Annotated in this window: 31 protein-coding genes and 2 tRNA genes; 18 read left to right on the top strand and 15 right to left on the bottom strand. The window is 35.9% G+C overall.

Annotated features, from left to right (window positions below):
- Nucleotides 1-2: 2 nt before the first annotated feature.
- Entirely contained in the window at nucleotides 3-1,535 is a 1,533-nt protein-coding gene (gene dsrK / locus ABXT51_RS02170) for a sulfate reduction electron transfer complex DsrMKJOP subunit DsrK (protein ID WP_416695947.1), read from the top strand.
- Between the two features lie 18 nt (nucleotides 1,536-1,553).
- Here the strand turns inward: dsrK and ABXT51_RS02175 are convergent, their stop codons facing one another.
- The 3 genes from ABXT51_RS02175 to ABXT51_RS02185 are packed head-to-tail and all read right to left on the bottom strand — an operon-like array spanning nucleotide 1,554 to nucleotide 4,068.
- Nucleotides 1,554-2,696, bottom strand: coding sequence for an N-acetylmuramoyl-L-alanine amidase family protein (locus ABXT51_RS02175; RefSeq protein WP_416695948.1), 1,143 nt, complete (start codon nucleotides 2,694-2,696; stop codon nucleotides 1,554-1,556).
- Nucleotides 2,681-3,139 (bottom strand): tRNA (adenosine(37)-N6)-threonylcarbamoyltransferase complex ATPase subunit type 1 TsaE, encoded by a 459-nt coding sequence (gene tsaE / locus ABXT51_RS02180; protein WP_416695949.1) that lies wholly within the window; start codon nucleotides 3,137-3,139, stop codon nucleotides 2,681-2,683. Before tsaE ends, ABXT51_RS02175 begins: the two co-directional genes overlap by 16 nt.
- Entirely contained in the window at nucleotides 3,130-4,068 is a 939-nt protein-coding gene (locus ABXT51_RS02185; RefSeq protein WP_416695950.1) for a calcium/sodium antiporter, read from the bottom strand. The genes tsaE and ABXT51_RS02185 overlap by 10 nt, the downstream gene beginning before the upstream one ends.
- A gap of 148 nt (nucleotides 4,069-4,216) precedes the next feature.
- On the opposite strand from ABXT51_RS02185, the gene ABXT51_RS02190 reads away from it, so the two are divergent.
- From ABXT51_RS02190 to ABXT51_RS02220, 7 genes are all read left to right on the top strand, one after another.
- Complete coding sequence (locus tag ABXT51_RS02190; RefSeq protein WP_416695951.1) at nucleotides 4,217-4,936, top strand: uroporphyrinogen-III synthase; 720 nt, start codon at nucleotides 4,217-4,219, stop codon at nucleotides 4,934-4,936.
- Between the two features lie 60 nt (nucleotides 4,937-4,996).
- A complete protein-coding gene (locus tag ABXT51_RS02195; RefSeq protein ID WP_416695952.1) occupies nucleotides 4,997-5,437 on the top strand; it encodes a hypothetical protein in 441 nt (146 codons plus the stop codon).
- A gap of 124 nt (nucleotides 5,438-5,561) precedes the next feature.
- The gene (gene infA / locus ABXT51_RS02200; RefSeq protein WP_018402165.1) at nucleotides 5,562-5,780 is read left to right on the top strand and encodes a translation initiation factor IF-1; all 219 of its coding nucleotides are present in this window, start codon (nucleotides 5,562-5,564) and stop codon (nucleotides 5,778-5,780) included.
- Between the two features lie 11 nt (nucleotides 5,781-5,791).
- Nucleotides 5,792-5,878, top strand: a tRNA-Leu gene (locus ABXT51_RS02205).
- Between the two features lie 22 nt (nucleotides 5,879-5,900).
- A complete protein-coding gene (locus ABXT51_RS02210; RefSeq protein ID WP_416695953.1) occupies nucleotides 5,901-6,134 on the top strand; it encodes an OadG family protein in 234 nt (77 codons plus the stop codon).
- A 4-nt stretch (nucleotides 6,135-6,138) separates the two neighbouring features.
- Nucleotides 6,139-7,935: a sodium-extruding oxaloacetate decarboxylase subunit alpha gene (gene oadA, locus ABXT51_RS02215; RefSeq protein WP_416695954.1), complete on the top strand. Its 1,797-nt coding sequence runs from the start codon at nucleotides 6,139-6,141 to the stop codon at nucleotides 7,933-7,935.
- Between the two features lie 2 nt (nucleotides 7,936-7,937).
- Nucleotides 7,938-9,068 (top strand): sodium ion-translocating decarboxylase subunit beta, encoded by a 1,131-nt coding sequence (locus ABXT51_RS02220; RefSeq protein WP_416695955.1) that lies wholly within the window; start codon nucleotides 7,938-7,940, stop codon nucleotides 9,066-9,068.
- 49 nt (nucleotides 9,069-9,117) lie between these two features.
- On the opposite strand, the gene ABXT51_RS02225 is transcribed toward ABXT51_RS02220, so the two are convergent.
- Together ABXT51_RS02225 and ABXT51_RS02230 are read right to left on the bottom strand one after the other, a co-directional pair.
- Nucleotides 9,118-9,795 carry an ABC transporter ATP-binding protein gene (locus ABXT51_RS02225; protein WP_416695956.1) on the bottom strand — a complete coding sequence of 226 codons (678 nt, stop codon included), beginning with the start codon at nucleotides 9,793-9,795 and terminating at the stop codon, nucleotides 9,118-9,120.
- The gene (locus ABXT51_RS02230) at nucleotides 9,788-11,023 is read right to left on the bottom strand and encodes a lipoprotein-releasing ABC transporter permease subunit (protein WP_416695957.1); all 1,236 of its coding nucleotides are present in this window, start codon (nucleotides 11,021-11,023) and stop codon (nucleotides 9,788-9,790) included. Before ABXT51_RS02230 ends, ABXT51_RS02225 begins: the two co-directional genes overlap by 8 nt.
- A 53-nt stretch (nucleotides 11,024-11,076) precedes the next feature.
- Here ABXT51_RS02230 and lpxK point away from each other — a divergent pair, with 53 nt between their 5' ends.
- From lpxK to ABXT51_RS02260, 6 genes are read left to right on the top strand one after another with little or no spacing between them, the layout of a single operon-like run.
- A complete protein-coding gene (gene lpxK, locus ABXT51_RS02235) occupies nucleotides 11,077-12,045 on the top strand; it encodes a tetraacyldisaccharide 4'-kinase (protein ID WP_416695958.1) in 969 nt (322 codons plus the stop codon).
- Entirely contained in the window at nucleotides 12,042-12,212 is a 171-nt protein-coding gene (locus tag ABXT51_RS02240; protein ID WP_416652793.1) for a Trm112 family protein, read from the top strand. Before lpxK ends, ABXT51_RS02240 begins: the two co-directional genes overlap by 4 nt.
- Nucleotides 12,212-12,949: a 3-deoxy-manno-octulosonate cytidylyltransferase gene (kdsB, locus tag ABXT51_RS02245; RefSeq protein ID WP_416695959.1), complete on the top strand. Its 738-nt coding sequence runs from the start codon at nucleotides 12,212-12,214 to the stop codon at nucleotides 12,947-12,949. Before ABXT51_RS02240 ends, kdsB begins: the two co-directional genes overlap by 1 nt.
- On the top strand, nucleotides 12,946-13,779 hold the full coding sequence (gene folD / locus ABXT51_RS02250; RefSeq protein ID WP_416652795.1) for a bifunctional methylenetetrahydrofolate dehydrogenase/methenyltetrahydrofolate cyclohydrolase FolD: 834 nt from the start codon (nucleotides 12,946-12,948) through the stop codon (nucleotides 13,777-13,779). The genes kdsB and folD overlap by 4 nt, the downstream gene beginning before the upstream one ends.
- Entirely contained in the window at nucleotides 13,776-14,147 is a 372-nt protein-coding gene (locus ABXT51_RS02255) for a glutathione S-transferase N-terminal domain-containing protein (protein WP_416652796.1), read from the top strand. The genes folD and ABXT51_RS02255 overlap by 4 nt, the downstream gene beginning before the upstream one ends.
- Before the next feature lie 21 nt (nucleotides 14,148-14,168).
- Nucleotides 14,169-14,546 (top strand): hypothetical protein, encoded by a 378-nt coding sequence (locus tag ABXT51_RS02260; RefSeq protein WP_416695960.1) that lies wholly within the window; start codon nucleotides 14,169-14,171, stop codon nucleotides 14,544-14,546.
- On the opposite strand, the gene ABXT51_RS02265 is transcribed toward ABXT51_RS02260, so the two are convergent.
- From ABXT51_RS02265 to ABXT51_RS02290, 6 genes are all read right to left on the bottom strand, one after another.
- Nucleotides 14,543-15,628, bottom strand: a complete 1,086-nt coding sequence (locus ABXT51_RS02265) for a 5-(carboxyamino)imidazole ribonucleotide synthase (protein ID WP_416695961.1) — start codon at nucleotides 15,626-15,628, stop codon at nucleotides 14,543-14,545. The two genes, ABXT51_RS02260 and ABXT51_RS02265, sit on opposite strands and share 4 nt — an antisense overlap.
- Nucleotides 15,629-15,631: 3 nt before the next feature.
- The gene (gene purE / locus ABXT51_RS02270) at nucleotides 15,632-16,120 is read right to left on the bottom strand and encodes a 5-(carboxyamino)imidazole ribonucleotide mutase (RefSeq protein WP_416695962.1); all 489 of its coding nucleotides are present in this window, start codon (nucleotides 16,118-16,120) and stop codon (nucleotides 15,632-15,634) included.
- 85 nt (nucleotides 16,121-16,205) lie between these two features.
- Complete coding sequence (locus ABXT51_RS02275; protein ID WP_416695963.1) at nucleotides 16,206-16,904, bottom strand: alpha/beta fold hydrolase; 699 nt, start codon at nucleotides 16,902-16,904, stop codon at nucleotides 16,206-16,208.
- Entirely contained in the window at nucleotides 16,891-18,000 is a 1,110-nt protein-coding gene (locus ABXT51_RS02280) for an aminotransferase class I/II-fold pyridoxal phosphate-dependent enzyme (protein WP_416695964.1), read from the bottom strand. The genes ABXT51_RS02275 and ABXT51_RS02280 overlap by 14 nt, the downstream gene beginning before the upstream one ends.
- A gap of 18 nt (nucleotides 18,001-18,018) precedes the next feature.
- Entirely contained in the window at nucleotides 18,019-18,801 is a 783-nt protein-coding gene (locus ABXT51_RS02285; RefSeq protein WP_416695965.1) for a thiazole synthase, read from the bottom strand.
- A 78-nt stretch (nucleotides 18,802-18,879) separates the two neighbouring features.
- The gene (locus ABXT51_RS02290) at nucleotides 18,880-19,821 is read right to left on the bottom strand and encodes a Gfo/Idh/MocA family protein (protein ID WP_416695966.1); all 942 of its coding nucleotides are present in this window, start codon (nucleotides 19,819-19,821) and stop codon (nucleotides 18,880-18,882) included.
- Between the two features lie 131 nt (nucleotides 19,822-19,952).
- Here ABXT51_RS02290 and upp point away from each other — a divergent pair, with 131 nt between their 5' ends.
- Both upp and ABXT51_RS02300 read left to right on the top strand, forming a co-directional pair.
- Complete coding sequence (upp, locus tag ABXT51_RS02295; protein WP_416695967.1) at nucleotides 19,953-20,582, top strand: uracil phosphoribosyltransferase; 630 nt, start codon at nucleotides 19,953-19,955, stop codon at nucleotides 20,580-20,582.
- 6 nt (nucleotides 20,583-20,588) lie between these two features.
- Nucleotides 20,589-21,497: an aminotransferase class IV gene (locus ABXT51_RS02300; protein ID WP_416695968.1), complete on the top strand. Its 909-nt coding sequence runs from the start codon at nucleotides 20,589-20,591 to the stop codon at nucleotides 21,495-21,497.
- Nucleotides 21,498-21,520: 23 nt separating this feature from the next.
- Here ABXT51_RS02300 and ABXT51_RS02305 read toward each other — a convergent pair whose 3' ends face one another.
- From ABXT51_RS02305 to trpC, 4 genes are all read right to left on the bottom strand, one after another.
- The gene (locus ABXT51_RS02305) at nucleotides 21,521-22,945 is read right to left on the bottom strand and encodes a cryptochrome/photolyase family protein (protein ID WP_416695969.1); all 1,425 of its coding nucleotides are present in this window, start codon (nucleotides 22,943-22,945) and stop codon (nucleotides 21,521-21,523) included.
- Nucleotides 22,946-22,961: 16 nt separating this feature from the next.
- Nucleotides 22,962-23,053: transfer RNA gene (locus ABXT51_RS02310), tRNA-Ser, on the bottom strand.
- Nucleotides 23,054-23,119: 66 nt separating this feature from the next.
- Nucleotides 23,120-23,533 (bottom strand): OsmC family protein, encoded by a 414-nt coding sequence (locus tag ABXT51_RS02315; RefSeq protein WP_416687791.1) that lies wholly within the window; start codon nucleotides 23,531-23,533, stop codon nucleotides 23,120-23,122.
- Nucleotides 23,530-24,330 (bottom strand): indole-3-glycerol phosphate synthase TrpC, encoded by an 801-nt coding sequence (gene trpC, locus ABXT51_RS02320; protein WP_416695970.1) that lies wholly within the window; start codon nucleotides 24,328-24,330, stop codon nucleotides 23,530-23,532. Before trpC ends, ABXT51_RS02315 begins: the two co-directional genes overlap by 4 nt.
- A 77-nt stretch (nucleotides 24,331-24,407) precedes the next feature.
- Here trpC and kdsA point away from each other — a divergent pair, with 77 nt between their 5' ends.
- Both kdsA and dapB read left to right on the top strand, forming a co-directional pair.
- Nucleotides 24,408-25,247, top strand: coding sequence for a 3-deoxy-8-phosphooctulonate synthase (gene kdsA, locus ABXT51_RS02325; protein WP_416695971.1), 840 nt, complete (start codon nucleotides 24,408-24,410; stop codon nucleotides 25,245-25,247).
- The gene (dapB, locus tag ABXT51_RS02330; RefSeq protein ID WP_416695972.1) at nucleotides 25,240-25,971 is read left to right on the top strand and encodes a 4-hydroxy-tetrahydrodipicolinate reductase; all 732 of its coding nucleotides are present in this window, start codon (nucleotides 25,240-25,242) and stop codon (nucleotides 25,969-25,971) included. Before kdsA ends, dapB begins: the two co-directional genes overlap by 8 nt.
- Nucleotides 25,972-25,976 lie beyond the last annotated feature (5 nt).

Consider the following 25,976-nt stretch of genomic DNA (forward strand, 5'->3'; position numbering starts at 1 on the left):
TTATGTCTAAAAATAGTATCGAAAAACTTCCTACGTATCTTGCGATTCCGCCATTAAAAAAAGACTCAATGGCTGGTAAAGGGCCTTTTAAGGCGAGTATAGATATTCAAAAAGACCTAGGATTTCCAGGCAAAAAAATAGATAACTGGCAGCAAGTAGCAATCAATAAAATTGCGGAAACTAAATCCAAATATCGGTCTGTTCAAGTATTTTTGGATTCCTGCATGAAGTGTGGTGTTTGCACTGATAAGTGTCACTATTATTTAGGAACGGCTGATCCTAAAAATATGCCAGTTGCTAGGCAAGATTTATTTAGAAGCGTTTATAGGAGACACTTTACTTTTGCTGGGAAGTATTTTCCAAAACTAGTAGGTGCTAAAGAATTTGATGAGGATATGCTAGATGATTGGTATAACTATTTTCATCAGTGCTCGCAATGTCGAAGATGTGCGGTATTCTGTCCGATTGGAATTGATACTGCTGAAATTTCAATGGCAGCTCGTGAAGTAATGAATGCAATTGGTGTGGGACAAAAATACCCGAATCAAATTCTAGGAAAAATTAATAAAATTGGAAATAATTTAGGGATGCCAGAGCCAGCTCTTAGAGATACTTTAGCTGACTTAGAGGAGGAGATTGAAGAGGAGACTGGAGTATGTGTTAAGTTGCCTCTTGATATTAAAAATTCTGAAGTTTTAATGGTCACTCCTTCAGCAGACTTCTTTGCCGAACCTCATATTGATGGGCTTATTGGCTATGCTAAAGTTTTTCATCAAAGCGGTGTAAGCTGGACATTAAGTTCTTATGCCTCTGAGGCTGCAAATTTTGGGATGTTTATTGGTAACTATGATGTTATGAGGCAGGGAGCATTGCGAATTCGTAAGGCAGCACTTGACTTGAACGTTAAACGTGTTGTGGTTGGTGAGTGTGGACATGCATGGCGAGTAGCTTACAGTTTTTGGAATACCCTTACCGGCTTGGGTAGTGGAGGAAGTGATGAATATTCATTAAAACTTCAAAACCAATTAGATAGTAATTATCCTCAGCCACAACATATGATTGAATTTACGTATGATTTAATCCAAAGAGATAAATTGTCATTTGACAAGTCCAAGAATGACCATCGAGTTGTAACTTTCCATGACTCGTGTAATGTTGCGCGTGGAAGTAATATGGGCGATATTGAAAATGGCCAGTTTATTCTTCCAAGAGAGGTCATTAAGGCCGCATGTAATAACTTTTCAGATATGCATAAATCCACAATAAAATCTGCTACCTTTTGTTGTGGTGGAGGTGGTGGACTTCTTACCGATGATCTTATTGATTTAAGAATAAAGGGAGCAAAACCAAGAATGCATGCCCTAAAGCAAAGTGAACAAGACAATGGCGTAAACACATTGGCAGCAATCTGCGCTATATGTAAATCACAGTTTTCTAAGGTATTGCCAAATTATGATTTTGATCCATACATGATTGTAAGTGTTCATCAATTGGTAAGTGATGCAATTATTTTAACTAAAGATTCAGAAACTTAAGCTAGAAGCTATAAATAACTATTCTAGTTTTTGGTAGTAATTAAGTATTCCTTGATATATTGAGGCCGCAATCTTATGCTGCTGCTTGTTATTGGTTAAACGCTTCTCTTGAGTTGGGTTTGATATGAAGGCAGTTTCAACTAAAACTGAAGGTATGGCGGGAGATTTTAGAACTACAAAGTTAGCCTTTTGAGGTATTTTTTTATGGATTGGCCCAATTTTTTCAAGTTCACTGATTATCTCCTTGGCAAGGTTAAATGATTGCATGTCTCGATCTTTTCTTGAAAAATCTGTCAAAATATTTTTCAAAAATTGATCATTATCAATTACAGTTTCAACGCCTCCAAACTGATCTACTAGATTCTGCGATTGTTCTAATTGCTGAGCTAGTTTGCTGTTATTTCCTTTTTCGCTTAAGGTATAGATCGAAGCACCTTTCGCAGTTGTACTTTCTACAGAATCTGCGTGAATAGAAATAAACATGGTGGCATTTTCTTTTTGCGCTATTGTTATTCTTTTAGTCAGCGGTATATAGTAGTCACCACTCCTAGTTAGAACAGCTTTTAGATTGCTATTTTTATTAATGATTGCTACAAGTTTTTTGGCAATTGCTAAATTTACAGACTTTTCTTGTGATTTATTTTTACCAATAGCTCCTGAATCTTCACCGCCATGACCGGCATCAACTAAGATAATTTTTTGACTTATTTGAGCTAATTTTTTTACATTTTTTACTGCTTTTGTAACTTTTATGTCTTGTGTTTTTATCTGAGACTCGAGGTCAATAATATCTACTACGAGTCGATGAAACTTATATTTTGTGTTAGGCTTAAGGGTGAAGTGCTTTACTCTGAATTTTTTATTAATATGCACGATTAACTTAATAGTTTTTTTATCACGCTTTATAAGAACTTTTTGTATCCTGTCATCCTTAAAAAAAATATTTGAAAAAGTTTTAGACAATACTTCAGCATCATCAAAACTGATAATCACCACCTTGTCAGTGTTGGTTATATTAAAGAGGGTGTCCTGCTCTTTATCAATAACAATTCGAGTTTGATCTGGCGCTGTCCAGTACCTAAAATCATAAAGTGTAGTCTTATCTTCACTAAATGAAGAGGTAGCAAATACAGCAATAATCAAACTTATCCAATAGCGCATTCTAAAATTAATTTTCCTATTTTAGTTTGAGACGAGATATTTACTGTTCTTATGTCGCCATTTCCACTAATATTGATAGATAAATCAGAGTGTGCAATAGCACCTTTGCCTAACTCTGGCCACTCGATTAGTTGAAGGCTTTTTGGTTTAAGGTATTCACGAATACCAATGTACTCTAATTCCTCAGGATCACTAAGTCGGTAGCAATCAAAATGATGAATATCTATTAATTCATTTTGATAACTTTCAACTAAAGTATAAGTGGGACTCTTTACTTTATCAAACCCAAAGTGCCCAATAAAACTTTGCGCTAGCGTAGTTTTTCCAGCCCCAAGATCACCAATTAAGTAGATTACGCATGAGCTTTGTAAGTCAGAGCAACATTGAGCAAGCTTTTTAGCAAGCTCTTGGGTTCCTTGAAGATTTTTAAGGTCTAAATCCAAAACAATTGAAATAAGTAAATAGTCAATGCAGTTAATAGAATGAAGCCACCAAAACGACTAATTTTAAGTCTCATCGAAAGAATGAGAACTAGAAGAGTAAACATTAGCATAAAGAAGAAGTCACGACTCATTATTTCTGTTGGAATTTGAAAAGGCAGAATTAAACCTGGAATTGCAAGGACTCCAAGAGTATTAAAAAGGTTTGATCCAATAATATTTCCAATAACCATTTGATGTTGCTTTTTCAATGCGCTACTTATAGAAACTGCAAGTTCAGGGAGGCTTGTTCCAAGGGCTACAACGGTTAGGCCAATAATTAGGTCGCCAACACCAAAGGATAGAGCAAGATTAGTTCCGCCCCATACTACAAGACGTGCACTAGAAACTAATATTATAAGAGACACAATTAAGAGAAGCCAAGTCCTTCCCTTGCCATTTTGTTGGGAGTTAATTTCGAGACTATCACTATCTGTTAGGATATTTTTCTTAGATTCTTTAAATACATAAATAAGGAATAGCAGTAATAAGGATAAGAGTATCAAGCCATCGGTAAAGCTTAAATAACCGTCTAATAATAAAAAACCTACAATTAGAGTTGATAAAAATAAGAATAACCATTCCTTTTTTAATACAGATTTTTCAACTGTAATTGGAAGAATAATTGATGTAACTCCTAAAACCAAGCCTATATTAAAAATGTTCGAACCGAATGCATTTCCTATACTCATCTCAGGATGACCATTATATGCTGCAAGGCCAGAGACTAACATTTCAGGAGCCGACGTGCCAAATCCAAAAATGAGTAGGCCAATTACTAGAGGCGAGATGTTAAATATTCGTGCAATTTTGGCTCCATTATCAGTGAAAGCATCTGCGCTCCACATTAGTAAGATAAAGCCTGCTAGTAGAGATAAAATTGATAGTAACATTTAGTTATATAGAATGATTATGGTGTCTATTATAAAGTTATCTAAGTTAAAATTTAGAAAACAGAACTTCTAATTTACTAATATTAGATTAGAAGTTTTTTAAGAAACATTAAAGACAATCTCAAAAGCATGTATTTATAATGAGTCAATGATACTTATAACTCGACCATTAGCTCAGACTGCAAATCTTAAAATGCTTTTAGAGGCGTCTGATATTGAGTATGTGTTTTTCCCCACTTTCGAAGTTAAAAAAATAAGTTCTGAAGTTTTAAAGCAGCATTATGATGTTATTATTTTTATAAGTGTTAATGCGGTTAACTTTGCTGAAGATTACTTTAATAAAATCTTTACTGGAATATTTAAGGTATTTGCAGTAGGACCTGTTACAGCAAAAAGATTAATTGATAAAGATATTAAAGTTGATTGCTTTCCTAAATTTAATGCTTCAAGTTTGGAATTATTGGCAATGCAAGAGTGCTCAGAATTGATCGATAAGAAAATTTTAATTGTAAGAGGAAGGGGAGGATCAGAAATATTAAAGGATAATTTGGGAAAATTTAATCAGGTTGATTATCTCGAAGTTTATGAGCGAGTGCCTTGTGAGTTTTCATCACTTCATGCGCAGTCGATTGAAGTATTTTTAAATTCTACAAATGGCGTGCTAATGGCAGGAAGTAATGAAAGCCTTGCTAACATTGTTCGCCTACTGAATCTTGATTCATCTGATACTTTTAATAAATTTAAGACTAGAAAACTTATTGTTTTTAGTCAAAAAATTAAGGTTTTGGCAGAGAGTCTAGGTTTTAAAAATATAAAAGTCACACTAAATCCTTCTGACCAAGATCTAATAAATGAATTAATAATTTAAAAAAAACTCACAAGTAGAAAATGATTGGGTAACATACATTAAACTATATCGGGAGTTCAAGTGATTAGATTCGGTATTTCATGGGTAGCACGCTTATTAGGCGTCAGTGGTTTTACCGTACAACAACCAACAACTCGTGGTTCCCTCCAAGATTTAAATATTTCTGAAAGAATTATTCCTTTTAATCCTAACAATTTAGCTGTTCATGATTTTGATGATTCAGAAGCTACACTTCACTTAAAGCGCTTTCAAGATACTCAGGTCAAATTAAGTCATGGAGAGCAAGTTAGTGATGCCACTAATGATCAAGATCTAGTATCTGTAATTGCTACTTTGAAATCAAAATTATATCAAGAGTCTATTAAAAGCAAGCATTACACGAATGCTTTTAATGAGTTAAATGAGAGGTTAGTTGAGTTAGAAAAAATCGTACAGCCTAGTAAGAAAACTGACTTTCAAAAGCTCCAGGGCTGGGTTCATTCAAAAAGACACTTCCATTAATCTTTAATTTTTAGTTTTTATGACTATTGATGAGTCGCTCTCGAGTTGTTTCATTTTGTAAAAATGAAGAGTAATTAGGTATAATGCTACTTGGTTTTTAAATTAATATTCTTATTAAATAAATATGTCAAAAAGTGATTACATTGAGTTAGAAGGCGTCGTAAAAGAAAAATTACCTAATACAACTTTTAAAGTTGAATTAGAAAATGGACATAGCGTTCTTGCTCATATTTCTGGAAAGATTCGTAAGCACTACATACGCATACTACCTGGCGACAAGGTAACTGTTGAAATGACTCCTTATGATCTAACTAAAGGAAGAATTACTTTCAGACATAAATAAACCTTAGATAAGCCAGTGTGGTGGAATTGGTAGACACGCCGGATTCAAAATCCGGTTCCTTCACGGGAGTGCCGGTTCGAGCCCGGCCACTGGTACCAAACTTGTTTAGGATGAAATGAAATGGATAACAACTTTGTAACTGATGCACTAACTTTGACCATGTTTGGTATGGGTTTTGTTTTTGTATTTCTTGCGCTGATGGTTGTTGTCACAAAAGTAATGTCGCTACTTGTAGCAAAAATCCAGCCTACATCTAATAACACTTCTGCATTAGATTCTGACCCAATAACTGAGATTGACGAAAAAACAAGAGCAATTATTGAGGCAGCAATAAAAATGCATACACAGAGATAAATATATGTCTATCAAAGAAAATAATAAACCAGTCCAAATAACTGAACTAGTCCTTAGGGATGGGCATCAATCACTTTTTGCAACTAGAATGCGCATTGATGACATGCTTCCTATTGCAGAAAAACTAGACAAAATAGGTTATTGGTCAATGGAATCTTGGGGCGGTGCTACATTTGATGCTTGTATTCGTTTTCTTGGAGAGGATCCTTGGGAAAGAATTCGTGAAATCAAAAAGGTTATGCCTAACACTCCTCAACAAATGCTCCTTAGGGCTCAAAATTTGTTGGGTTACCGCCACTATAGTGATGATGTAGTTAGAAAATTTGTTGATCGATGCGCCGATAATGGTGTTGGTGTCCTAAGAATATTTGACGCTATGAATGATACGCGCAATCTTAAAACTGCCATTGATCAAACAGTTAAAGTTGGCCAGCATGCTCAAGGCACGATTTCATATACAGTGAGTCCAGTCCATTCAACTGAATTATGGATTGAGATGGCTAAAAAAATTGAAGATATGGGCGCACATTCATTGTGCATTAAGGATATGGCTGGCTTATTACAGCCTTATGTTGCATATGATTTAGTTAAAAAATTAAAAAAAGCGATTGATATTCCTATTCAGCTGCATGCTCATGCAACTACTGGCCTCTCTACTGCTTGCATTATCAAAGCAGTTGAGGCTGGGATTGATCGAGTTGATACCTGTATTGGTTCGATGAGTATGACTTACAGCCATTCTGCAACTAACTCTGTTGTTTCTATTTTAGAGGCGAGCCCACGTAAAACTGGTCTAGATTTAAAAAAACTTGAAGAAATTGATCAGTACTTTAAGCCAATCAGAGCTAAATATGCTAAGTTTGAGGGGTCACTTAAGGGTGTCGATTCAAGAATTCTTACATCTCAAGTTCCGGGCGGTATGTTGACTAATATGGAAAGCCAATTAAAAGAGCAAAATGCACTTGATAAAATGGACGAAGTTTTGTTGGAGATACCTCGAGTTCGAAAAGATTTAGGTTACATACCTTTAGTAACTCCTACTTCTCAGATTGTAGGTACTCAATCCGTGCTCAATGTTCTAACTGGTGAGCGCTATAAAACTATTACCAGAGAGTCAGCTGGAATACTTAAAGGTGAATATGGTTCTGCTCCTGCCCCAGTAAACAAAGAGCTTCAGGAGAGAGTCTTGGAGGGCTCAGAAGCAATTACTTGCAGGCCTGCAGATAATATTGAGCCTGAGCTGGATGTTCTTGAATCTGAGTTTGATAAGCTTGTTTTAGAGAAGGGTATTAGAGTAGCAGATGAGAAAATTGATGATTTATTGACTTATGCTCTATTTCCTCAAGTGGGAATTAAGTTCTTAGAAAATAGAGATAATCCAGATTTCTTTGAGCCAGTTCCTCAGATGCCAATCAGTTCTTCAACTACCGAGGAAAATGAAGGAATATATACTGTTTCATTTAAAGGGCAGTCTTACACAGTTAACGTTTCAGCGGGTGGCACAATAAAATCTGTGGGCACTTCCTCAGATACTTTAGAATTAAGTTCCGAAGACTCACAAGTGAGTTCAGAGCCTTTGATGAATGGAAAAGAGGATATTTCAGCGCCACTATCGGGTACTATTTGGAAAATCTTAGTTAGTCCTAATCAGAATGTTAAAAAAGGTGATACTTTGCTTATTTTAGAGGCTATGAAGATGGAAACTGAAATCAAAGCAACACGATCTGGTGTCGTTTTAAATGTTGGTGTTAAAGAGGGTGATTCGGTAACTGTTGGTCAACTCCTTCTTTCTTTAGGTTAACTATGGAACAACTAAAACTCCTTTGGGTTAATACAGGCCTTTATCAGATGGATTGGGGCCAAGGTCTTATGCTTCTTGTAGGCATATTGTTAATCTATCTAGCAATTGTAAAAAAATTCGAACCTCTTTTACTTCTGCCTATTGGGTTTGGCGCTCTTTTAAGCAATATTCCAGGCGCTAATTTAGCTATTGATGGTGGAATTTTGAATCTATTCTACGTTGTTGGTATTGAGTCTGGCGCTTTTCCTTTGATCATTTTTATGGGTGTTGGTGCTTTAACAGATTTTGGCCCACTTCTTGCAAATCCTAAAACTCTTTTACTTGGAGCTGCTGCTCAGTTTGGAATTTTTGCCACACTATTAGGGGCGGTAGGATTATCAGTAATTGGTGTATTTGACTTTAGTTTGAAGCAAGCTGCTGCAATTGGAATTATTGGGGGCGCTGATGGTCCAACATCTATTTATGTTGCTTCAATTCTTGCCCCAGAATTACTCGGAGCAATTGCTGTAGCTTCTTATTCATATATGGCATTAGTTCCTCTTATTCAACCGCCAATTATGAGAGCGATGACTACTGAAAAAGAAAGAAAAATTAAGATGGTTCAGTTACGTGAGGTCTCTAAGGTTGAAAAAATTATATTCCCAATTATTTTGTTATTACTTGTTGCTCTTCTTCTGCCTGCAGCAGCTCCTTTATTAGGTATGTTTGCTTTTGGTAATTTAATGAAAGAATCTGGAGTTGTTGATCGCCTTAGTGATACTACTCAGAATGCTTTGATTAATATAGTAACTATTTTTCTTGGCCTTGCAGTAGGTTCAAAATTGATGGCCGATAAGTTTCTTCAACTTGATACCTTAGGAATATTGCTTTTAGGTTTGGTTGCTTTTTCTATTGGAACAATGTGCGGCTTGTTGATGGCAAAATTGATGAATGTGTTTAGTAAAAATAAAATTAACCCATTAATTGGCTCTGCAGGAGTTTCAGCAGTTCCAATGGCTGCTCGTGTTTCTAATAAAGTTGGCCTTGAAGCTGATTCAAATAATTTCCTTCTTATGCATGCAATGGGACCTAATGTAGCTGGAGTTATAGGGTCAGCAATCGCTGCAGGTATAATGATTCAATTTCTAGGCTAGTAAATAATTTAGAACCCTTACGTTTTTAACCCCATAAAACAAACCAGCTTTATGTTTCGCTTATTTCGCCATTGGTTAAGGTCAGCTTTCTACTCATTTTATTTGCAATAGACAGGTCATGAGTAACAATTAACAGTGTTGTAGTTTTGTTTGTATTTAGCTCTATGATAAGTTCTAATACGTCTTTTGCATTTGCCGCATCTAGGTTACCTGTTGGCTCATCTGCCAAGAGACAAGTTGGTTCAGTTATCATAGCTCTTGCAATTGCAACCCTTTGCCTTTCTCCACCTGACAGCTCTGACGGCTTATGATTCAATCGATTTTCTAGCCCAACCTTTGTTAATATTTTTTTAGATTTTAAGAGTGCATCACTTTTATCAACACCCATAATTAACAATGGTAAGGCAACGTTATATACTGATGAAAAATCATTTAGTAAGTGATGAAATTGATAAACAAAGCCAAGGTTTTTCGCTCGTAATTCTGTCCTATCCTTTTCGCTAATTTTTGAAATATTGGTATTAGCAATGAGCACATCACCTTCAGTAGGAGTATCAAGGCCAGCCATTAAATTAAGTAGCGTTGATTTTCCACATCCTGATTGACCAATAATTGCAGTTGTTTCTCCAGACTTAATTTCAAAATTTAAATTTTTTAAAACAGATGTTTGATTACTGCCCTCATTATATGAAAAGCTAACAGAGCGACATTCAATTATATTACTCATGCCTTAAAACCTCTGAAATATTAACTTTTCCAGCACGTTTTGCTGGATAAATAGCGGCAATGATTACTAATGTAAAAGCTCCCAGGACTATACTAACCACATCGCTAAGTAGAATTTTTGATGGAAATCGGCTAATATAAAATAAATCTTTAGGGAAAAATTGGAAGCCAATAATACTTTCAATTCCAGAAATTACAGATTCAATATTAAGAGCTAATATTAACCCAAGAATTGTTCCTATAGTAATACCAATAAAGCCAATACTGAGCCCTTGGTAGAAGAATATTCTAACAATTCTTTTTGGAGTCATCCCGATGGTTCTTAGGATCGCAATGTCAGACTTTTTGTCAGTAACCACCATAACCATCATAGAGACTATATTAAAAGCAGCAATAGCAATTATCAAAGAAAGAATAATTGCAATCATTTGCTTTTCAAGATTTAAAGCTCTGATAAAGTTTCGCTGTTGTTGCATCCAATCAACCCCATAATAACCATTACCGAGGGATTTAATAACACTATCTGTAATTTTATTAGCTTCAAATAAGTTGTCTACTTTAAGACGAATTCCAGATACTTGATTTCCAAGAGCGAATAAATCTTGAGCATCATAAAGGTGAATAAATGCAAGGTTATTGTTGAAATCATTTACACCAGCATTAAATATACCGTTCACTGTATAAGATTGTGACTGGGGAACTAGTTTGCCAATTGAATTTCTAGAGGGGGCTATCAGAGTAAGCTTATCGCCAATTCCTGTTCCCATAAGTGTTGCTAGGCCAACACCAATTAATATTGATGAATCGTCTTCATTAAGGCTAAGACTTCCATATTTAATATCATCTAATAAGGCAGAGGTTGTTGATTCTAAATCTATAAGGATGCCCCTAACACTTACTCCTTGCGATGCATTTTTTGAAGTCATCAAGGCAAAGTCTTCAACAAAAGGAGAGGACGCAATAATTTGGTCCTGCGTGTCAATTTTTTTTCTAAGGTCTTGCCAATTATCAAGAGTATCATCAGTTTCTGTTATGTAGGAGTGAGAAATCGTGTTTAAAACTCGATTTGTTAACTCTTCATGAAAGCCGTTCATTACTGACAAGACAGTAATAAGAGACATAACAGCTAGAACAAGACCAACCATAGAGACGCCAGAAATAAAAGAAACAAAGCCTTTTTTTCGATTGGATCTTAAATATTGGTTAGAAATATGAAATTCAACACTCATGGTCGGAATATTTTGTCATAATTAATGTTTTAAAAGTGATTAAAATTATCAAAATGCTAAGTATTACAAGTTTTATCAATCACAGTAAGTTTGGCCTGGTTAATTTTTTGCTTTTGCCTTTTTCCGCTATTTTCTTCATTTTTAGTTATATACGTCTTTGTCTTTACAAAGTAAGGTTATTAAAAGTAAGCGTGTCATCAGTTCCAGTTATTGTTATAGGCAATATAACAGCAGGTGGAACTGGAAAGACGCCAATTGTAATTGCAGTCGCTAATTATTTTGCATCTCGCAATAAAATAGTAGGAGTTGTTTCCAGGGGCTATGGAGGAGAATACACCCAAGAATCATTAGAGGTTACTTTGACAAGTGATCCAATTAATTGCGGTGATGAGCCTTTGTTAATAAAGCAACAAACTGAAGCTTTTGTTGTAGTGGCTAAAAAACGAAGCAATGCAGTAAAGTTTTTAACTGAAAATTATTCAGTAGATTTAATTATTAGTGATGATGGTCTTCAGCATTATGCTATGGGACGCGATATTGAAATAGCAGTTATAGATGGACACAATCGATTAGGAAATGGGTGGTTTCTTCCAGCAGGACCTCTAAGAGAGACAAAAAAAAGGCTCAAGTCAGTTGATTTTATTATCAATAATGGCTCTCATATGGAAGGAGAGATATCAAGCAAAATTGAAGCAAACTGTTATATTAATCTAGCTACCAATGAAAAAAAAGATCTTGATTTTTTTAAAAGTAAAAAATGCTTTGCTATCGCTGGAATTGGAAATCCAGATAATTTTTATTCATTGCTTGAGGAGCTTGGAGTTAATTTAATTACTAAAACATTTGCAGATCATCATAAATTTATTGAGAAGGATTTCGAATTTAAAGGTGGTTATCCAATCTTAATGACAGCCAAGGATTGTGTAAAATGTAAACAGTTTGCAACAAGCCAAATGTGGTATTTGTCTGTGGATGCAAAAATTAGTTCTGACTTTTATCAGCAACTCGAGTCTAAATTATGATTGATGAAAATTTATTAAAAATGTTAGTTTGCCCAGAAAGTAAAGCGCCTCTTAAGTTAGTTGGTGAAGAATTAGTGTGTGAAAAAAGTCAGTTAGCCTATCCTATCATCGATGGCATTCCAATTCTGCTTTTAGAAGAGGCTCGAAAAACTAATTCTGAAAAGTAATGGAATTTTCAGTAATTATTCCTGCTCGATATGCCTCAAGCCGTTTACCGGCAAAGCTACTAGAAAAAATAAATGGCAAAACACTTATTGAGCATACTTATTCAAATGCAGTTATGAGTTCTGCCAAACGTGTAATTATTGCAACGGATGATGAAAGAATAAGTAAGGTTGCTAAGGATTTTGGTGCTGAGGTTTGTATGACTGACTCAAGTCACACATCTGGTACTTCTCGCTTATCAGAGGCAGTCACCTCTCTAAATTTTAATGAGGATGAAGTGGTTGTTAATGTTCAGGGTGATGAGCCCATGATGAGTCCTAATGCAATAAATCAGGTTGCCTCTAACTTGATTAAAAGTGGAATGAGTGTTGCAACATTGTGCGAAAAAATTGAAAGTGAAGAATCTTACTTTGATCTTAATTGCGTTAAAGTCGTATATAATTCGCGCGGCAAAGCATTGTACTTCTCAAGATCACCGATTCCTGCTTTTAGGAATAGTAGTGAGATTAATTTGGATTTTTGTTTTCGCCATGTTGGCTTATATGCATATCGAGTTAGTTTTTTAAAGCAATATTTGCAAATGGGTAAATCTGAGCTAGAACTAGCTGAGAAATTGGAGCAGTTAACTATATTAAACCAAGGAATCGATATTAATGTTGATATTTCTTGCGCTCCAACAGGCTATGGTGTTGATACAGAATTTGATTTGAAAAAAGTTAAAGAGGAATTAAAAAAATGAATATTATTGATGGAAAAGAGATTGCAAAAAATCTGCGTTTAAAAATTGCTGAAGAAGTAAAAATGCTTGAACGACCTCCTGGTCTAGCTGTAATTCTAGTAGGTGAAGATCCTGCTTCAGCAGTCTATGTAAGAAATAAAGAGCTGGCATGTAAGCAGGCAGGATTTTTTTCAGATAAGATTATTAAATCAGAGAATATCACAGAAGAACAGTTATTAGAAGAGGTGGAGAGACTTAACAATAATCCTTATATAGATGGCATTTTAGTGCAGCTTCCGTTGCCTAAACATATAGATGCAAATAAGGTTATTGAGCACATCTCACCATATAAGGATGTTGATGGATTCCACAGTGAAAATATTGGAAAGTTAATGCAAAATAAATCCCATTTAAGGCCATGCACTCCAAAGGGCGTTATGACTATGTTGGCATCAGTTGATTGTAAGGTGGAAGGTATGAATTGTGTAGTTATTGGTGCTTCAAATATTGTCGGTCGGCCTATGGCAATGGAGCTTCTAAATGCGCGAGGAACTGTAACTATTTGCAATAGTAAAACTAAAAATGTAGCTGAAAAAGTTAGGCAAGCTGACATTGTTGTTGTAGGTGTTGGAATTCCAGAAATGGTCAAAGGTGACTGGGTTAAAGATGGAGCTATCGTTATAGATATAGGTATTAATCGATTGGAAGATGGCTCTCTAGTTGGAGATGTAGACTTTGATGCAGTCAAAGATAAAGCTGGAGCTATAACGCCAGTTCCTGGTGGAGTTGGGCCAATGACTATTGCAACGCTTTTAGAAAATACATTGATAGCTTACAGGCAAAGTTTATGAGATTTTTTCTAAGATTATTAAGAGAAGGCTCTGGCAGAGTATTGATATTAATTGACTGGTTATTTAAGCCTTCAGTAGTAAAAAGAAATGATGAAGAGCAAGCTAAGGTTGATCAGGAAACAAAAATTCTAAAGCTTTATCAGTTCTATGCTTGCCCATTTTGCGTTAAGACTAGAAGAGCAATTAAACGTTTAAATCTTAAAGTTGAGACTCGTGATGCTCAAACTGCCGGGAAATTCAGAAAAGAGCTGGAAATAAGTGGTGGAAAGATTAAGGTTCCATGCTTAAAGCTAGAGGGTGCTGGTGAAGCTACTTGGATTTATGAATCGAATGATATTATTAAGTACCTGGATGAGCGCTTTTCATAAACCATTTAATTTTTTATAAAAATGCTTTATATTCGTGGCGGTAATAAAGAGCAAATAGTGCTTTCGCAGCAGTTATTTAGTTTCTGCAGTAACGGCTTGTTTCAAGCAAATAATATTCCAAATATTGATCTAACTATCCAAAAAGTAGATGATGCGCTTGCTTGGACAGACTATGAGGGCGACGGTAAGTTCTTTATAGAAATTGAAGAATCATTAGATAGAAAAAAATTCATTATTACCCTGTGTCATGAAATGATACATGTGTGTCAATTTTTAGCAGGTGTTGAAGTCAGTGAGCAATCAGCATATCACTATGAAGAGGAGCTAGCAGAGCAGTTTTATCAAGAAGAGCTAGGCGGTAGTATTAATGGAAGTCTTTCAGATCTAAAAGAGGATTAAGGTAAATACTCTTTTAAGCTTTCTATCGTTTTATTTAATTCATCAATTGAGTTAGAAGTTAAAGTTATATGGCCTAACTTTCTTCCATTTCGCTCTTCTTTATTATATAAATGAAGATGAGCATTTTTAGTTTTAAGTACTTTTTGGATTGGTCCATGGACTCCAATTATATTGATCATAGCACTGAACTTTGACGTAATAGTTGTTTGCCCTAAGGGAGATTCAGTAATAGCTCTTATATGATTCTCAAATTGAGAGGTTTGTGTGCCTTCAATGGTCCAATGGCCAGAATTATGAACTCTTGGAGCTATCTCATTAACTAGAAGATCATCAGATTCAAAGAGTTCAATGGTTAAAACTCCAACATGTTTAATTTCTTTAAGAATAGAGCTCATATATACTTCTGCTTTTTTTTGAAGAGACGCTGAGATATTTTGTGCAGGCGCTATTGTCAATCTTAGTATTCCCTCATGATGAGAATTTTCAACTAAAGGATAATATTTAAGGCTACCATCTATACCTCTAACTGCAATCAAAGATAGCTCTCGCTTAAAATTTATAAAGCCCTCGAGGATTGAGTCAGCACCAGCCATCTTTTCCCAAGCTTCATGGATCTGAGTTTCAGATTTAATTAAAAACTGACCTTTACCATCATAGCCATCTGTTGCTGTTTTTAGTATGGAGGGGATTCCAATATTCTTAATTGCACTTTTTAAATCATCAAGACTATTTACCATTTGATAGGGCGCACAAGGTATTTTTAATGCATCTAGAAGTGCTTTTTCTCTGCCGCGATGTTGAGAAATATATAGAGATTTATCACTAGGAAAAACTTTGGTATTTTTACTAATTTCATTAACAATAGTTACGTCAGTATTTTCGCTTTCATAGGTCACAATGTCCGAACTATCAGCAAAATTACTAACCATTTCTGGATTATTATTATGGATAAATGTTTTTCCAAGCAGTGAAGACGGGTCTTCTTCAGATAACGCTAAAAATCTCATTTGGTGACCTAAAGGATAGGCCGATAGCGCAAGCATTCTTCCCAATTGACCAGCACCAAGAACCCCAATTTTCATAAGTTATTTGTCAGGATTAGGATTGTTGAGAACACTTTGAGTCTGCTCTAAACGAAATTTAGCAACCTTTTGTCTTACTTCTTCATTATGATTGCCAACGATCTGGGCTGCTAAAATTCCAGCATTTTTTGCGCCAGCTTCCCCTATGGCAAGCGTGCCCACAGGAATTCCACCAGGCATTTGAACAATGGATAATAAAGAGTCGTGACCACTTAATGCTTTAGACTGAATTGGCACTCCTAAGACTGGAATAATTGTTTTTGAAGCAACCATCCCTGGTAAGTGGGCAGAACCACCAGCGCCAGCAATAATTACTTCAAGGCCTCTTACTTGAGCTGTTTCGGCGTATTCAAACATTAAATCAGGAGTGCGATGGGCTGAAACAACCTTGACTTCATAAGGAACACCTAATTCGTCAAGCATCTCTGTGGCAATTTTCATTGTGGGCCAATCTGACTTTGAGCCCATAATAACTCCAACTAGTGCACTCATTTTGATTTTGGTGAGGAAATTGTTTGAATTATACCAAAAACAAGATAGTTATTAGAATTGAAACTAATCTGGAAAGAGCTGGCGATTAAAGTTTAAAGTCTTTATCAATAAAAGGAAGATGACCAGAGCGAATAATAGAGGTTTTTGAGCCAACTGCCTCATACCATTCTTTAATTTTTACTGGGACTAGAGTATCAAGTGAGCCAAGGATAGTAGTTTTAGGTACTGCAATATCTTTATAAATATCTCGTAAGTCAGAATTAATGATTATTTCTAATCCAGTATTTAGCGCACTATGTGAGGCTGGATATTTTTGAATTGATTTGTAAAGCTCTTGAAGTTGAGACTTATCTTTGCTTTGAAGGCTTACGAAACGTTTGAGTGATTTAGTACTATCATTTTTTAAATTAATTGCAAATTGATCAAATACCTCACTACTTATTCCATAGTTCCAGTTTTCATTATTTACAAGACAGGGGGTTGCGGCAACTAGAATTAACTTTCTAATCTCAATTTGACTTGCAATATAGGTTGAAAGTAAGCCACCTAAAGACCAACCAAGTAAGATTGATTGCTCTGGGATTAACTTAGTTAGTTCATTACACCAGCTTTCAATATTTCCATCTATATCTCTACTTCTTCCGTGGCCAGGAAGATCAATAACTGTTATTCGATAGTTTGCCTTATATTTATCTATCAAGCTTTGAAATATATCGCTATTAAAGGCCCATCCATGCAATAAAACTAGACTTGGGCCATCGCCAATAGTTTTATGCCATAACATCTTTTACCTTTTTTAAAAGTATTTCAATTTGCTTTTCACTATGCCCCGCTGATAATGTAAATCGAAGTCGGGCGGTGTTAGGAGGAACTGTAGGAGGCCGAATAGCACTAACATAAAAACCTTCATCAAATAGCTTGTTACTTAGCTTGAGAGCTTCATTACTTGAGCCTACAACAAGCGGTTGAATTGCACTATCAGAGTCTTCAAATTGAAGACCTAACTGCCTATAAATATTCTTAAAGTGACTAATATTAGCTAATAACTTATTTTTTTGCTCACCCTTTTTAATTAACTCTAGGCTCATAAGGCCTGCATGACAAAAACTAGGAGGGATTGCAGTAGTGTAGGTATATGGCCTTGATTTTTGGATTAAAAATTCTATAAAGTCATCATCTCCAGCTACAAAGGCCCCCATAACACCAGCAGATTTTCCTAGCGTAGCCATGTAAATAGAATGCTTAGGGATTGTTGGGTTAAAAACGCCAAATCCATGAGCATCATCTTGCATTAATATTGCATCAGTTTGGTTTAGAATTTTATCAATTTCTGAAATATCTGCCTCGTCTCCATCCATACTAAAAATATGATCAGTCACAACCAGACCAGGACCAGTTTGTTTTTGTAACTTCTTTTGAAGTGAGACAAGATTTTTATGGAGATACCTTTGAATTGGAAGGTCAACTAGCCTGGCGCCATCGATTAATGATGCATGATTTAATTTATCTTGAAGTGACCATTTGATTTCATCCCTTAGAGCAGAAAATATTCCTAGATTTGCGCTATAGCCCGATGAAAAAAGCAGTGTTCTTTGCTGGCCAGTATGCTCAGCTAATGCTTCTTCAAATATATGATGTGATTTTGAGTGACCACTTACTAGATGAGACGCTCCAGATCCAACTCCATATAGCTTTACTCCTTCAATTAGTGCCTCTTTAATTTTAGGATGATTGGCAAGAGATAGGTAGTCATTTGAGCAAAAATTGACAATTTTCTTGCCATCAACTTCCATAATAGCGCCCTGGGCACTATTAGCAATTCTTCTTAAACGTAATAAGTGATTCTGCGCAATATCACTTATTTTTTTTGAGAAGTTCATTGCATTAACATCTTAAGGCTATATTAAATTTTCCATAGGTGAGGAAGCGCTTGCATAACTTTTCTTAATCATTCTGCCTGCAAGATAGGATTCACGCCCAGCTATAATAGCATGCTTCATTGCGCTTGCCATTAGTATAGGGTTTTCTGCATTTGCAATTGCAGAATTCATAAGTACGCCGTCACACCCGAGTTCCATTGCTTCTGCTGCATCACTGGCACAGCCAATCCCAGCATCAACTAGGACAGGAACATTAGCCTGGTCCTTAATTAGCTTAATATTAAAAGGATTAGCTATTCCCTGGCCTGATCCAATAAGAGAGGCTAATGGCATAATTGCACAGCAACCAATCTCTTCAAGTTCTTTAGCTACTATAGGATCATCCGAAGTATAAACCATGACATCAAAACCTTCTTTTATTAGTATTTTAGATGCTTCAAGAGTTTCTACAATATTAGGATAAAGTGTTTTTTCATCACCCAGAACCTCTAATTTAACGAGGTTATGTCCGTCTAACAATTCTCTTGCTAGAAGGAGAGTTCTAACTGCATCTTTTGCGTTGTAACAGCCTGCAGTATTTGGAAGAATAGTATATTTTTTAGGTGAGATAGCGTCAAGAAGACTTTCTTCGTTTAGATTTTGACCAATATTTACGCGACGAATTGCCACAGTAATAATCTCTGAACCAGAGGCTTCAGTGGCTAGCTTAGTTTCTTCTAAATCTTTATATTTTCCAGAGCCAACGAGGAGTCTAGAGTTAAAAGTTCTGCCTGCTATAGTAAATGGAGTGTCTTTTTTCATAGCGTTATAAGATACCATGTGATGCAACAAAAATGATTCTATCGCATAGTATTCTTTTGAGATTTCAAATGATTTTTTTTATATGATTAAACCAGCTTTTTGTTGGATCTCATTTATAGCCTTCGTAACAATCTGAGAAATTAAAAAATCAGACTTAGATTTTGATTCTGCAAGCGATACAAAGTCATCAATCATAAGTTTGTACTGATTACATGGTGGGAAGCTAACTTTAGTACCTTCCTGCAAGCCTCCGTTAGCCCAATAAGCGTGAGTAATTTCAGGTGGGTTAACAGGGACGCTTAGTTTTGCCCAGCCACTTGACCCTAAAACCGTCAATGCTTGGCAAAGTGCTGCGTTACCTGAAACAGTGAAGCTCAGTGTTTCGCCATTTGGCCATTGAAGTATTGCATCAACTTGCTTCTCAATATCATAGTGATCACTCATTATTGCAGTTGCTGAAAGAACTTTAGGGGTACCTGTAAATAGCATGCATCCTGATAATATTGCATAACAACCAATGTCATATAATGGGCCACCTCCATCTACTTTGCGATTTCGAATGTTGCCTTTAGGCTGATCAGGATAGCTAAAAATAAAGTGAGATGACTGATGCTCTCCAATGTCAAGCTCTTTGAGCCATGTCCATTGTGGGTGACTTCTTACCATGTAGGCTTCATAAAAAAAAGATTCACTACTTGCAGCTGCTGATTCTAATTCCTTTAATTCGTTCATGTTAAGGGCAACTGGCTTTTCACAAAGAACATGCTTGCCTAATTTAAGTGCTTGAATAGAAAAGGGCACATGCAGATGATTTGGGAGCGGGTTATAAATTGCATCTATTGATGGCTCTGATAGAAGAGCATCATAGTCAGTCTCAATAGCATTTTTATAGATACTTGGTAATGGTACTTGACCAGGGTTTCTTCTTCCAACATGAGTAACTTCATGTCCTGCAGCTAATATTGCTGGAACAACATATTCGCGAGCAATTTTCGCTTCACCTAAAATTCCAAATTTCATTTAAACCCTTTATTTTTGTTAATGAAGAGATAATAATACTTGTTCTTTCTATATGATTTTTAGAAAAATATTACAAATTGTATTAACATGTAAAATTGGTTTCTTAATAAGTTTTTTTTGAAGGAATATCAATGCCCCTAAATGCAATTAAACATCCTCTTTTAGCCCATAAGATTGCCTTACTTAGACAATATGGAATTAGCACAAAACAATTTCGTGAACTAGCGAATGAAGTTGCAAGTCTATTGACGTATGAAGCTACTCGGAATTTACCACTCGAAGACCGTGAAATTAATGGCTGGCAAGATGAGCCAATAAAAACTCAAATGTTATCTGGAAAAAAATTATCAATTGTTCCTATTTTGCGAGCTGGCTTGGGAATGCTTGATGGTGTATTGACTCTGGTGCCAAATGCTAAAGTTAGTGTCGTTGGTCTTTACAGAGATGAGGATACTTTAAATCCGGTTGCATACTTTGATAAAGTTATTACAGATATTGATCAAAGAACTGCCTTAATTATTGACCCTATGTTGGCAACTGGAGGAACCCTCCTTGCTACAATTGACCTGCTAAAGCAGAAAGGTTGCAAAAAAATTATTGGATTATTTTTAGTTGCCTCTCCTGAGGGGTTAGAAAGGGTAACTAAACTTCATCCTGATGTAGATCTTTTTATAGCTGCAGTGGATGACTCTTTGAATGAGCAGGGCTATATTCTTCCGGGACTAGGTGATGCTGGCGATAAGATTTTTGGAACTAAGTAAATAATCTTGGAAGAAGATATTTTTCCAAAAGGAGCGGCCTGGATGAATGGTGAATTCATTCAACTATCTGAAGCTCATATTCCGATTTTAGATTGGGGATTTTTAAGGTCTGATGCAACTTATGATGTTGTTCATGTTTGGAAAGGTCGTTTTTTTCGCTTAGATAAGCATATTGACAGATTTTTTGAATCAACAGAAAAATTAAGAATGCCTTGTATAGTGAGCCGTGAAGAGCTTAAAAAAATACTTGCTGGTTGTGTCCATCGATCTGGACTGGATGATGTCTATGTAGAAATGATTCAAACTAGAGGAATGTCCCCTAAATTTGACAGAGACCCACGCAAATCTAAGCCTCGGTTTATTGCTTTTGCTGTTCCATTTGGCTGGATTCTGAAGCCCGAAGATTTTGAGAAAGGTTTGGACGTTTTAGTAAGTGCTAGAAGGAGAATACCAACTAATTCTATTGATTCAAGAATTAAAAATTATCACTGGCTTGATTTGGTAAGTGGAATGTATGAAGCTTATGACTTAGATCATGACACGGTAATCCTTGTGGATGAAGAAAATAATATTTCAGAAGGGCCAGGCTTTAATATTTTTTGTGTAGATAAAGATGGGCTTCATTCCCCTAATCAGGGTGTTTTAGAAGGCATAACTAGACAAACAGTTCTTGATTTAGCAAAAGAATTAGGCGTTCCTTTTCAGTTAAGTTCAATATCATTAGAAAAGCTTCAAAATTCAATTGAAGTTTTTGCAACTTCAACAGCGGGTGGAATAATGCCAATTACAAGAATAAATAATAAATTAGTTGGCAAAGGTGTCCCAGGAAAAATTACCAAAATACTTCATCAGAGTTATTGGGACAAACATACTCACCCTGATTGGAGTCAATCATTTAATGATTTTTTAGAGTAGGGGCTTTAACAGAGCTTTGATGATTAATCATCCACTTTTTTTAAAGATTTGAATGCTTCAAGAGCATTCTGGCGAGATAATTTTAAATCTATAATAGGCTTTGGATAGTCTTTTCCAATAACAACTCCAGCCCTATCTAATTCATCTTGAGGAGCTTCCCATGGGCTAAATAAATATTTATTGGATAGGTTGCTAATTTCTGGGATGTATTTACGAATATACTCGCCATCAGGGTCAAACTTCTCACCCTGGGTTACTGGATTAAAGATTCTGAAGTATGGCGCTGCATCTGCGCCACAACCTGCAATCCATTGCCAGCTTGCACTATTGCTAGCTAAATCTGCATCTACTAAACAGTCCCAAAACCATCTTTCACCATGATGCCAGTGAAGTAGAAGATTTTTAACTAAAAATGAACCTACAACCATTCTTACACGGTTATGCATTGCGCCAGTTAGCCATAACTCTCTCATGCCTGCATCAACCATAGGTATTCCAGTTTGACCTTTTTGCCAAGCAATTAATTTTTTCTCATCTTTATCCCATGGGAATAGATCAAACTTGGGTTGCAAATTCTTTTTAGGAAGTTCAGGATTAAAGTAGAGCTGCGTGTATGAAAATTCGCGCCAACCGAGCTCGCTACAGAAGTGATCAATATTGGTGTCATCGCCTTTATTCTGTGCAGCATGCCAAGCTTGATTGGGAGAAATCTCACCAAAATGAAGATGTGGAGATAGCCTAGAGACAAAAGGTTTTGATGGAATATTTCGGCCTTGTTTATAATTTTCCACTCCATTATTTAGGAATTCGGTTAATCGGTTATTTGCTCCAAGCTCACCAATATTCCAAAATGATTTCATTTTAATATCCCATTTAGTGGATGGCAATAAAGATAAAGCATTGATATCTTTTAAACTATTGTTATCATTAAAAAGATCTAGATTTATTGGAGTAGAAATTGGCTTACGTGGCTCGTCAGATAAAAGACACCCTTTTCGAAAGTAGGGCGTAAAAACTTTATATGGAGTCCCGTCTCCTTTTTTTATTGTCCAGGGCTCCCAGAGTAATGAACCATTTAAAGTATTAACTTTAATTCCTTTAGACTCAAGTCCTTTTTTGATATGAGTATCACGATTGATGCGCCATGGCTCATAACAACGATTCCAAAATATCTCTTTAATATCTAATCGATCAATAATATCTAATATTACTGTAATGGGATCTCCCGAGTAAATTGATAAATTTTGATCTAGGCTTTTGTTAAGAGAATTTAGAGAGTGATGCAGCCAAAATCGACTTGCTTCTCCCATCGCAAGTTCTTTTGAATTTATATCGTCCAGAATGTAGATAGGAAGTATTGAACTATTTTTTGCTGCCTCAAATAGTGCAGGGTTGTCAGATAACCTTAGATCTTGGCGAAACCAATGGATAACTTTAGGTGTATTCATAGAGCATTCAATATTATGGCGGAGAGAGAGGGATTCGAACCCTCGATAGGAGTTAAAGCCTATACTCCCTTAGCAGGGGAGCGCCTTCAGCCACTCGGCCATCTCTCCGAAGATGGAATATTATACTGGAATTATTTTCAATGAGTATTTTAGTAATAAGGGTTTTATTAAATATTATTCAGTGACTTCAAAGTCATGGGTAATGTTTGCCGTTTTACCAAGCATGATAGATGCAGAGCAGTATTTTTCAGCTGAGAGTGAAATTGCTTTATCAACTTTTTTAGAGTCTAAGTCTTTTCCCTTAACAATAAAGTGAATATGTATATCGGTAAACACCTTTGGGTGTTCATTGGCTCTTTCAGCGCTTATCTTTGTTTCACAATGCGATAGGTCTTGACGCATTTTTTGAAGCGTTGTAACGACATCAATCATAGTGCAGCCCGCCACTCCAAGCAGAAGCATTTCCATCGGTCTAACACCAAGATTTTCACCGCCAATCTCTATCGGACCATCCATCGTAATAGAGTGACCACTATGAGACTTACCAACCATTAACATGCCATCAACCCAATTTACAGAAAGATTCATTCAAAAAACTCCTTAAGTTTTTGGCCAGGATTTGAGTGCTTCATAAATGCCTCGCCAATTAAAAAACCAAATACATCATTCTTGTGCATCAACTCAACATCAGCTTTAGATGCAATTCCTGACTCAGTTATCACAAGTTTATCACCGCTAATTTCACTAAGCAAGTCAATGGTAGTTTGAAGGCTAACTTCAAAGTTTCGAAGATTCCTATTATTAATTCCAATCATTGGTAAATCTAATTTAAGCGCACGACGAAGTTCATTTAAATCATGAGTTTCAACTAATACATCCATATTGAAAGATAAAGCAAGGTCGCTTAAATGTTTGATTTCATCATCTTCTAGACAAGACACAATTAGTAAAATACAATCTGCTCCCATCGCTCTTGATTCATAGACTTGATAGGGTTTAATAATAAAATCTTTACGAATAACTGGTAATGAAACTGCAGCTCGCGCTTTTATCAAATACAAAGGATCACCTTGAAAAAAATCACGATCTGTTAATATAGAAAGGCAGCTTGCACCTCCGTCTTCGTAGCTTTTTGCAATTTCTACAGGCTCAAAATTTTCTCTTAAAACACCTTTGCTTGGAGAGGCTTTTTTAATTTCAGCAATTATTCCACTTTGACGCTCTTTTACTTTTTTGTTTAATGAATTAAAGAAACCTCGGGGGGTATCTGCACTATTTGCTAGCTCAATCATTTTTTCAATTGGAAGTCGTTTTGTTGACTCTGCTATTTCTTCTTGCTTTCGAGCAACAATTTTTTTAAGTATGTCAGGTGTTTTTTGTACCATGGTTTTAATGAATTTATAACAATGCTTATTTTAAACGAATATAATTTACGTATATATTTAAGTAATGAGTGAAGTACATGAATTTACTAGATTTTCAGGCTGGAATTGATCACCCATTTTTTTTGATTGCTGGTCCATGTGTTGTTGAGTCAGAGTCTTTGGCAATGGAAAGCGCAAGCTATTTGAAAAAAGTTTGTAGCGAGCTTAATATCAATTTTATCTATAAGTCTTCTTATGACAAGGCCAATCGAACAAGTGCAGATAGTTTCCGTGGTCTAGGTATTGAAGAAGGGCTTCGTATTTTAGAAAAAGTAAAGTCTGAAGTTGAGGTCTCTGTTTTAACTGATGTTCATGAAGATTCGCCTCTAGATGAGGTCTCTTCAGTAGTTGATGTGCTTCAAACTCCTGCTTTTCTTGTAAGGCAGACTAATTTTATTCAAAATGTGTGTAGTCAAGGTTTGCCTGTGAATATTAAGAAAGGCCAATTTCAAGCGCCTTGGGATATGGTCAATGTTGTTGAGAAGGCCAAGGCAACAGGAAATCAACAAATTATGGTTTGTGATAGAGGGACATCTTTTGGATACAATACACTTGTTTCAGATATGAGAGGCTTATCCAGTATGAGGTCAACAAACTGTCCAATTGTTTTTGATGCAACTCACTCTGTTCAGCAGCCTGGTGGAGAGGGAGCATCCTCTGGTGGGCAAAGAGAAATGGTACCAGTTTTAGCTAGAGCAGCTGTTGCAGTTGGCGTTTCTGGTGTCTTTATGGAGACGCATCCAAATCCTAAGCTTGCAAAAAGTGATGGCCTTAACTCTATGCCAATGAACTTAATGTTTACATTACTTGAAACTCTCAAGAAGATTGATGAAGTAACTAAAAATAATGATTTATTAGAGGATTCTATAAATGACTAGAATTGCAATAAACGGATCTAAAGGAAAGATGGGGCAAACCCTTGTTGAGGCTGTCAATTTAAATAATAGTGCGATGTTAGCTGCAGCTGTTGATAAGGATGATAACCTTAATGATTCACTCCAAGATTTCGACGTTTTAATTGATTTTTCAAGACCCGAGGCTTCTCTGAAGGCCATCTCAATTTGTAAAAATTCTGGAAAAGCTATGGTCATTGGAACTACTGGGTTTAGTGATGATGAGCTAAAAGTAATTAAGCAAGCTTCAACTCAGATACCAATTGTTTTTGCTCCTAATATGAGTGTTGGAGTTAATTTAACGCTTAAGTTGTTGGAGACTTCTGCAAAAGTTATTGGGCAAGATTCTAGTATAGAAATTATTGAAACCCACCATCGTTATAAGGTTGATTCGCCTTCAGGAACGGCTCTCAAGATGGGTGAGGTTGTTGCAAATGCGCTTGGAAGAGACTTAGCTAACTGCGCAGTATATGGCCGTGAAGGTATTGATGAGCCTAGAGATCTAAATACCATTGGATTTTCATCGATTAGGGGCGGTGATGTTGTAGGCGATCATACTGTTACTTTTTTTATGGAAGGTGAGCGCGTTGAAATAACACATAAAGCATCTTCTAGAATGATTTATGCTAATGGTGCTGTAAGAGCAGCTAACTGGCTTAGTGACAAGCCTAGTGGTCTATATTCAATGCAAGATGTTTTAGAGCTTTAGGAATT

Origin of the sequence: Candidatus Pseudothioglobus sp. Uisw_050_01 (assembly GCF_048085775.1) — a bacterium.
In the GTDB taxonomy this organism is placed as follows: Bacteria; Pseudomonadota; Gammaproteobacteria; order PS1; family Pseudothioglobaceae; genus Pseudothioglobus.